1 pseudogene is annotated in these 244 nt (G+C 36.5%); it reads left to right on the top strand.

From position 1 onward, the window contains the following. A pseudogene (locus tag SAZ04_RS22780) lies at nt 1-216 on the top strand (sulfatase-like hydrolase/transferase); the annotation flags it as partial. Nucleotides 217-244: the final 28 nt, after the last annotated feature.

Below are 244 nucleotides of genomic sequence, written 5' to 3'. Positions count from 1 at the left end.
ATTTGTATCACAACCACCAAAACTCAACCAGTCCCGGATCAATTTGAGTTATACAATATAACGAAAGACCCATTTGAAGAAATAAACCTTGCACACCCTACACATGAAACACCTGAATCAAAAGTGATTCAAAAACTTTTAACAGGAATCCTTCAAGAACAGCGTAGACAGAAAAGACTTACTCCTTCTAGTGGTACGAATTCAGGAAAACCTTGAGGTTAATAACATAAGGTTATTCCTGATG

The organism is Halalkalibacter lacteus (assembly GCF_036663595.1).
In the GTDB taxonomy this organism is placed as follows: domain Bacteria; phylum Bacillota; class Bacilli; order Bacillales; family Bacillaceae_D; genus Halalkalibacter; species Halalkalibacter lacteus.
The sequence above is the reverse complement of the archived record's forward strand: the minus strand, read 5'-3'. Positions and strand labels throughout refer to the sequence as shown.